This is a genomic window from Bacteroidota bacterium (assembly GCA_016213405.1).
In the GTDB taxonomy this organism is placed as follows: domain Bacteria; phylum Bacteroidota; class Bacteroidia; order Palsa-948; family Palsa-948; genus Palsa-948.
This window is the reverse complement of record JACRAM010000089.1, coordinates 1-8343: the sequence shown is the minus strand read 5'-3', so window position 1 is coordinate 8343 and position 8343 is coordinate 1. Positions and strand designations below refer to the sequence as shown.

Genomic DNA, 8343 nt, shown 5'->3' with positions numbered 1-8343 from the left:
TTCGTTATCACTTGCTTTTGCCTTCGGCTTCCTCCGCACAATGCCTCGCAACATTGCACTTGCTTTCAGCTAACACTTCGCGTTATCAACGTGTGTTCGGGACTTGCACCCTATAGTAAAAGAACATGGATGGCGCACAAACAGAAACCCTTCCCGATGAAAATCGGGAGGGGTTTTTTGTTTTATATATGACTACCTGCCACTCACCTCAGACCATCATTTGCTTTGGTTCATGGTCTGCCGGCTTCTGTCAGACCTCTGTTTCTTCGCATCAGACCTTCGTTTGCTCATGTCAGACCTTGATTCCCATCAGCGTATCCGTTTCTGGACAATGAATACTCAGTTTCTAATCTTTTTTTGTTGCTGTGAAAGTTTGCACCGCCTCTGTGCAAGGTTGCACTGCTTCTGTGAAAGCTTGCACTGCTTCTGTGAAAGGTTGCATTGCTCCTGTGAAAGATTGCACTGCCTCTGTGCAAGATTGCATTGCTTCTGTGCAAGATTGCACTGCCTCTGTGCAAGATTGCATTGCTTCTGTGAAAGATTGCATCGCCTCTGTGTAAGGTTGCATTACTATATTGAAAGCTTGCATTGCATCTGTGCAAGGTTGCATAGTCATTATGTAATATTGCACGGCTGCTTGCTGATGTTGTAAATTTGCTTTGTGGGTTTCCACTCCTTCGGAGCAGCATCGTGCTGTTTCTATTATAGGTTTCACTCAGTGTCCTCAAAAGAGAGACACTGTTTGGACAGAAATGTTCAGAAGAAGAAAAAAACGTGGGTATTGAATACTGCTGAAACAGCAATTTTGAACAGGCAAGATTCTCTGTTTTTTGTCATTGCCAATGCCAATTAAGTTTCGTTCCTTTGGAAAAAGTTTTTACAGATGCAACTTCATTGAAGATTATTCCATCTATACCATAAAACCATATCACATGAAAACTAAAACATTACTCAGCATCCTTTTCACATCTGCCATCTTACCTCTCACCTCTTACATGGCTTTCGCCCAGTGCACTGCGGGATTTACGTATACCATCAACGGAGCAACGGTGGCTTTTACAAACACTTGCTCCGGAAATACTATTCCTTATTACTCATGGAGTTTTGGTGATGGCAATGGAAATAGTGTTGCAAATCCTGCCAATACTTATTTGTACAACGGCAGCTATCCTGTTTGTCTGTATTATTACGGAGATTCTCTGAATCCGCCATTCTGTTCGGCTACTTTTTGCGATACGCTTGTTATAACGAATGCAACCAATCCGCCTTGTAATGCAGCATTCACTACTTATGTTGATCAGGCAAATCCAATCGTTTATTTTAACAATAACTCATCCTATAATGTAAGTTGGTTTTGGAATTTTGGGGATGGAAATACTTCTACAGTGCAGAATCCTGTTCATCAATATTCTGTTAACAGCACCTATTCTGTTTGCCTCACTACCATTACTACTGTTGGTGATACATGTTTTTTCTGTGATACAATCAATTCCACTCCATGTTTGCAATTGCTGAATACTTCGTACACATACACCCTAACCTCCAATACAGCCACATTCACGAGTAATTGCTCAGGAGGTACTTCGCTTTCGTATAACTGGAACTTTGGTGATGGCAATTCTTCCAATCTTCAAAATCCTGTTCATACCTACCAATACAACGGAATTTATTATGCATGCCTTACTTATGGAGACAGCATGGTAGGATGCGCGGAAACGTTTTGTGACACAGTAATTATTACTACAGCAGTTAATCCGCCTTGCAATATTTACTTTTCACATAGTTTCGATTCAATTCCAACAACTCAAGTACATTTTTACGGTTATTCTTCCATTCAGCCCACACAATGGTATTGGGATTTTGGCGATGGAAATACTTCCACTCAACAATATCCCACCCATACCTTTATTTCAAACGGAAGTCATACGGTTTGTCTTACTGTTGTCAGAAGTTATTATGGCGATACCTGCACGTTCTGCGATACAGTAAATATTACTATTCCCGGTCTTCTCAGCGGCTCTGTTTTTTCAGATGCCAATGCAAACTGCGTAAAAGATGGTGGTGATAATCCACTGGCGAACTGGATTGTTAAGGCTCAAGAAACAACCTTATTGACAATTTTTTACGGAGTTGCAAATGCTGCTGGAAATTATACCGTGACGGTGCCCGCAGGAAATTACCTGCTGACTTTACTACCTTTTAATACTTACTGGAATCAGGTTTGTCCTGTTTCTCCTTTAACCTATTCGGTTTCTGTTGCACAACAAGCTACAGTTAGTAATTTGAATTTCGGAATGCAGGCAGTTGTTAGCTGCGCAGACCTTACTGTGGGGATAGGTTCGACCAATCAACGCAGATGTTTGACGAATAATTATTTTGTAGTGCAGGGCGCTAACAATGGAACCATCGCTGCGTCAAATGTTCTTCTGAAAGTTGATTTTGATACTCCGCTTGGAAGGATTATTCCGCTCAGCAGCACCCTGCCGTGGGATAGCATTTCTGGAACAGAATATTTCTGGAAGCTGGGAACAATGATTTCCGGACAATCTGTTTCTTTCACCGTTACCGATTCCGTTTCATGCGCTGCTGCTCAGGGCGATACGCTTTATGCTGCAGCTTTCATAAGCCCAACGCTGGGTGATTGCAATTTAAACAATAACGCCATTGAAGACTTTAAAACGATAACCGGTTCCTATGACCCAAACGAGAAAAGGGCGGTTACCACTTCCAATAAAATTTCCATCACGCAGGGTATTGTTCTGGCAACGGATACTATAGATTACCATATTGGATTTCAAAATACAGGAAATGATACTGCATTTACCGTAACTGTGTACGATACACTTGACAGCGATTTAAATATCCAGTCTGTGATTAGCGGTGTGAGCACTCATGCTTATACGTTTGAATTGCTCGGAGCAAATGTGCTGAAATGGACATTCAACAATATTCTTCTTCCTGACAGCAACATCAATGAACCGTTAAGCCATGGTTTTGTGAAATTCCGCCTTCGTCAGAAATCCAACAATCCTATTGGCACAGTAATTAAAAACAGCGCAGCTATTGTTTTTGATTTTAATTTGCCTGTGATTACTGATACGGTTGTTTTGACAGTAGGCACTCCTCTGAATGTTCCGGAAGAGAAAGGAAACGAAGATAATATCATAACAATATATCCTAATCCATCAAATGGCGTATTCGTTGTTGTGAGTGAAATAAAGTTATCTCATATAGAAATTTATAACTTATTAGGAAAAATGGTTTTGAATGTGCCTGCTAATCAGTCAACACATCTGCCAATTAATCTTTCTGCCCTGACCGATGGAATTTATTTTCTTCAAATAAAAACCGCAGACAGAGTTGTTGCACAAAAAATTATTATCCAGAGGTAAAAAGAAAAGGGCGGGAATCCCGATACCTATCAGGACCCGCACTTTAAACAAAAAATACTTTTCTCTTTAAAACGAAAAGAAGAAGAAGCAAACAGCCGCCCATTCTCTTTTAACTCCGCTTGCATAACCGATTGTGCTGTGGCTGGAGTTCTCCACGGTGCCATTGTCTTTTACATAGCCAATAGTGGAGTGGCTGGAGTTTTCAACTGTGCCGTCTGATTTTACATACCCCACAGTGGAGTGGCTGGAGTTTTCAATCGTTCCATCCGATTTAATGTAGCCGATGGTTGAGTGGCTGGAATTCTCAATCGTTCCATCTGATTTAATGTAACCCGATGTGGAGTGGCTGGAATTTTCAATCGTGCCGTCTGATTTGATGTAGCCGACTGAACTGTGGCTTCCGCTTTCAATGGTTTGCGCGCTCAGGGCAAATGCAAACATTGCTGTTACTGCAAGTGACAAAATTTTTTTCATTGTGAATTTTTTAAAAGTGATTGTTAGTTGGGCAAAAGTATATTAAATATCCTTTCAAAACTCTTTATGCTTTTTGAGGGTGTACGACAAAATGCACTATTCTATTCAACTCTTTCAGAGTTGAATTTTGCAGGTTCTATTTTACTCCTTATTTCATACGGAGTTATTCATATTAAATCCCGCAAAGCGGGATTAAGATAAATAACCCCTGATAAAATCAGGGGAAGAAAAAACATGGAGTTCTGGAAACCCTGAAAGGGTTTAATATTTTAATCAGTGCATTTTGTCGTACACCCCTTTTTGAGGAAAATAAAAAAGTCCTGACGATGCTGTCAGGACCCTTCTATTTGTTTGTTTCAAGAATTATTTCGTGCGACTGCTGGTAAGAAGCGTTACAGTGCCTGTGAGATTTTTCATCTCTTCGCCTGTTGAACGGATGTAAATAAAGTCAAGGGTATAAAAATAGGTTCCGTCAGTAAGCAATTGTCCGGCAAGAGAGTGACCATCCCAGCGTATTTCATCGGCAGTGGTTTCAAACACTTTGGCTCCCCATCGGTCAAAAATGGTTACATGAAATTCTTTCACTCCGCTGTTAGGAATATACCAAACATCGTTCTGCCCGTTTGCATCGGGAGTGAATACGTTCGGAACAAGAATTCCTTCATTCACAACAAGAATTTTTGTAATCGTATCCAAACATCCGAACTGATTCGTTACTATTTGTGTTACCGTATAAGTGCCTGCCTGAGGATAATAGTGAATAGGATTTTGAACGGAAGAAGTGTCTCCATCGCCAAAGTTCCATGTCCATGTTAAGGGAGGAGCGGTAGCTGAATCAATAAAGTTCCATGTGTTGTTGAAAGGTCCAATGGAGATTGTATCGAATCCGGCAAAAGGGCTTGGAGCAAGATTAACGGTGCAGTTGGCAGGAAGCGAGGGGCAAGGTCCCAATCCGCTTGCCACTACAGAAACTGTTCCGCTTGTTCCGCCCCAGCTGACTAAAATGCTGTCTGTGCCCTGTCCGCTTACAATGGTTCCTCCATTCACTGTCCAGTTATAAGAAACTGCCACTCCGCTTGAGGTAAACCAAACTGCAGGGGAAAACTTACAGAAAGAATCAGGGCAGGCAAGGAACGGTGTAACAGGTTTCATGCGGGTAAGAATATACGGATCGTTGTTTCCGATAGGAGAAATGTTTGCCCAGTTAGCCGCTTCAAGTCCGCTGAGTGCAGGGGGCTGAGCAGAAGCAGGCGTTACAGTACCCATGTTGTTCCACCAGGTGATTGTCGGAATATTCCATTGTGCGAGTCCATCCCAAATGCCGTCAGCAGCGGGATCAAAATAAATGGCTATGGCAGGATCGGAAGTTCCGAAAGTTCTGTCTATGCGGTGGTAATAATCAGGATTCACCTGACAAATAGTAGTATCTACAAGAGATGTATCGTACGTATCAATCGAAGCAAGATTGTTTGCAAGGCGAGCGGCATAGGTATTATTTGTTGCGGCAGAAGGTGTAATCAATACAGGGCGGTAACGTGTAGTGCCTAAGCTTGAACCTGTAGGGAAAAGATAAGCGGCCGTTGTGCTGGTTGCGCGGGATAATCTTCCAACTCCAACACTGCTTACAAAACCTTCGCTGCCTGCTGTTGTATTATTGGTTACGCAAGTGGAGGAAGAATTCAAAACGAACAGGGTATTCACATCGGTATCAAGTTCCCGGTCATTAATGGTGAACGTTCCTGTGGCATCAACATTCGCATCAAGCGTTTGAGATTTTTTCTTGTTGTTACCGCTGCCGGTGCCTGTAAGAGTAAGATTATGAAAAGTAGTTACAACAGTTCCGGTAATCATTTCCTGCAAGTTGCCGTATAATTCAACCGTACTGTTGTCTGCAGTGAAAGTGGCATTGTTCACCCAATTCTGCTCCACGTTGTAATAACCGTTTCCGTGCAGAGTGGAATTGTTGTTGAGCGTAACATCACCGGGGTTTGGATACAAAGTAGAATTCAACGTAACCCACATCTGTCCGTTGTGCTCAAAGTCACCGTTCGAAGTAGAAGAATTGTTTTCTAATCCTCCATTAATCCCAATGATTGATTGGGAACCTGTCCAGATGGTAGCCCCGTTGTTGTAAAAAATTTGCGAGAACAGGCAACATGGCGATGTGATGAGAAAGACGAGTAGTGTAGAGAGTTTCATCATTAATTTTTATTTGTTGACTGTGTTGTTTCACGATGCAACAAAGATATACTAAAATATTCTAACAGAAAGTATAATCTTTTGTTGCCTTTTTTAACAAGTTCACCCCGTTGGATATGCTTTTCTAAATGTATCGTTCATAAATTAACCGATTATCCTACGGGGTTAAAACAGTATTTTAGCGCTGTGTTTGTCCTTTAGACGTTAAAACCCTTTCTAAGGTTGCATTTTCAATGAGAAAAAATTCATCAAACGACCTCTTCCATATCATTTATGAAGTGGTGAGGCATATCCCAAAGGGAAGAGTTACTTCTTATGGAGCCATTGGGAAATATCTTGGCTCAGGAAAATCGGCAAGAATGGTGGGATGGGCAATGAATGCTGCAGGTTCACAGAAGAAATATGTTCCCGCACATCGGGTTGTGAACAGAAACGGGGAACTGACAGGCAAGCAACACTTCGGTCATCCAAAACTCATGCAAAAACTTTTGGAGAAGGAAGGAATTAAAGTAAAGAATGATAAAGTAGTGAACTTTGAGAAATTGTTTTGGGATCCGGCAATGGAACTAAAATTGTAGAGAGACTCAAGTCACGAAGGACTCCTGCGGAGATTCCACAATAAACACATCTCTGATGTGCAATAAATACTATTTTTTTACAGCTCTAAGTTATTTTTATTTCGGCAATTTATTTTTTTCAGCAGGAGCAGGGCTGAAACCCGGAGCAGGTGTTTGTATTTTTTCTGATGAATTATTTATTACCGCAGCAGGCACTTTGTATTGAGAAGGAGTTTCTCCTAAGTCATTTACAAATGTTTTTTCCTTATTAGCATTGGTATTATCTCCAACTATTCCGGAAGAAGGAAAAAACTGCGGAACTGTTACAACATCATTTTGTTTTACAAGTTTTTCTACCAACGTTTTAAGTTCATCAATTTGTTTTTGTTGGTCTTTGTTTTTTTCATTCAGTTCCTGAATTGCTTTGATGGCAACAATCTGCGTGTTATAAGAATCCATTTGTAGAATCTCATCACTATGTGCTATATCGCTTTCAAGAAATTCTCCACTTCCTTTCACCGATTCCGGAAATACTTCTTTGTATTCTTGCGCGATATAATTATAATAGTAGTGGTCGTTGGCTGCAATAAAAGGATTTCGTCTTTTCCATTCATCGGTATACTTAAACTTTACAGGGTGCAGTTTCATGATAATACCCAGTGCATTATCTATATCCTGAATATCGGTTTTAATTCTTCTGTCGGAATTAGCCAGCCAGGCGGTAGCAGTTGTTTTAGAAGCATCTCCATTTACTTCAAGCACATTAGTTACCGGCAATCTGTTAATGCCTACAAGTCCGCCAGTTGTTATCTTAACTCCAAAAGCAGAACCGGACCAGGGAGCCAATAGTAAGTTACCACCAGAAAAAATTACTGCATTGTCATTGGCTTGCGTAAGAGGATTATATGCGCCTGCCCAAACAGTGCCCGGCATAATATTCATAAACCTTGTTCCATCTGTAAAATAAACTCCATCAAGAGATGTAGCAGTAGAAACAGTTAATTTACTTCCGGGAACTGTTGTTCCGATACCCACATTTCCGCTATTCATTATTCTCATTCTTTCCTGATTAGTGCCTCCGTCATTTTTTGTCATAAAGCGTAGAGCTCCTCCGTAATCATTAGCGGTTGTAGTGCCCTCAACCACTGTTCCGATAGATGCGATATAGGTGTTCCAAGCAGCATTGTAACCGCTGATTGCCCAGGCAATATATCCAGAAGCTGTTCCGGCAACAGGAGCTGCAGCTTTATTATCTATGATAAATAGTGGTCTCACTCCTCCATTACGAGCAGATAGATTTAACACCGTTCCACCAGCGCCAAATTGACTGTTATCACCCGGTTGCATGGGACCTGTTGTGCCGATTCCCACATTTGTTGAAGCTGTAGCGGTATTCACACCGTTAATGCTTCCAAGAACAATAGCGTTGCTCTCTGCAACCTCAGCAAAAGCGCCAATAGCAGTTGCATTGGTTAAAGCGCCACCTCCAACGCTTACATTTGCCAGATATCCTACAAAAGAATTATTGGAACCGGTGGTAACTCTATCCCCTGTAGCAATGGTAATACCTCCTGGACGAGATCTGTAAGCTTCCCCTGAATTAGTACAGTTTAAAATTAGACTTTTGGGTCTAATTTTAAACCGATGAACAAAACACGATTCAACGAAACACAAATTCTGACCATACTCAAGGAGTATGAAGCAGGAAAAACTGCCAATGA

At 41.3% G+C, this 8343-nt stretch carries 7 protein-coding genes; 4 read left to right on the top strand and 3 right to left on the bottom strand.

Going from position 1 to position 8343, the window contains the following annotated elements:
- The first annotated feature begins 125 nt into the window (after window positions 1-125).
- The 3 genes from HY841_11130 to HY841_11120 all read left to right on the top strand — a co-directional run bounded on the left by HY841_11130 (window position 126) and on the right by HY841_11120 (window position 3392).
- Window positions 126-335, top strand: coding sequence for a hypothetical protein (locus tag HY841_11130; protein MBI4931307.1), 210 nt, complete (start codon window positions 126-128; stop codon window positions 333-335).
- Between the two features lie 30 nt (window positions 336-365).
- Window positions 366-560 carry a hypothetical protein gene (locus HY841_11125; protein ID MBI4931306.1) on the top strand — a complete coding sequence of 65 codons (195 nt, stop codon included), beginning with the start codon at window positions 366-368 and terminating at the stop codon, window positions 558-560.
- A 372-nt stretch (window positions 561-932) separates the two neighbouring features.
- Complete coding sequence (locus tag HY841_11120) at window positions 933-3392, top strand: PKD domain-containing protein (GenBank protein ID MBI4931305.1); 2460 nt, start codon at window positions 933-935, stop codon at window positions 3390-3392.
- A 66-nt stretch (window positions 3393-3458) separates the two neighbouring features.
- Here HY841_11120 and HY841_11115 read toward each other — a convergent pair whose 3' ends face one another.
- Complete coding sequence (locus HY841_11115) at window positions 3459-3866, bottom strand: hypothetical protein (GenBank protein ID MBI4931304.1); 408 nt, start codon at window positions 3864-3866, stop codon at window positions 3459-3461.
- Between the two features lie 363 nt (window positions 3867-4229).
- Window positions 4230-6068, bottom strand: a complete 1839-nt coding sequence (locus HY841_11110) for a gliding motility-associated C-terminal domain-containing protein (GenBank protein MBI4931303.1) — start codon at window positions 6066-6068, stop codon at window positions 4230-4232.
- 230 nt (window positions 6069-6298) lie between these two features.
- Between HY841_11110 and HY841_11105 the strand changes: the two genes are divergently transcribed.
- Window positions 6299-6643 carry an MGMT family protein gene (locus HY841_11105; GenBank protein MBI4931302.1) on the top strand — a complete coding sequence of 115 codons (345 nt, stop codon included), beginning with the start codon at window positions 6299-6301 and terminating at the stop codon, window positions 6641-6643.
- 96 nt (window positions 6644-6739) lie between these two features.
- Here the strand turns inward: HY841_11105 and HY841_11100 are convergent.
- Window positions 6740-8343, bottom strand: a 1604-nt coding sequence (locus HY841_11100) for a tail fiber domain-containing protein (GenBank protein ID MBI4931301.1), incomplete at its 5' end; no start/stop codon positions are given.

Coding starts and splice junctions, on each gene's coding strand:
- HY841_11110 (MBI4931303.1), bottom strand. CDS start 6,068: ATGATGAAACTCTCTACACTACTCGTCTTTCTCATCACATCGCCATGT.
- HY841_11115 (MBI4931304.1), bottom strand. CDS start 3,866: ATGAAAAAAATTTTGTCACTTGCAGTAACAGCAATGTTTGCATTTGCC.
- HY841_11120 (MBI4931305.1), top strand. CDS start 933: ATGAAAACTAAAACATTACTCAGCATCCTTTTCACATCTGCCATCTTA.
- HY841_11130 (MBI4931307.1), top strand. CDS start 126: ATGGATGGCGCACAAACAGAAACCCTTCCCGATGAAAATCGGGAGGGG.
- HY841_11105 (MBI4931302.1), top strand. CDS start 6,299: ATGAGAAAAAATTCATCAAACGACCTCTTCCATATCATTTATGAAGTG.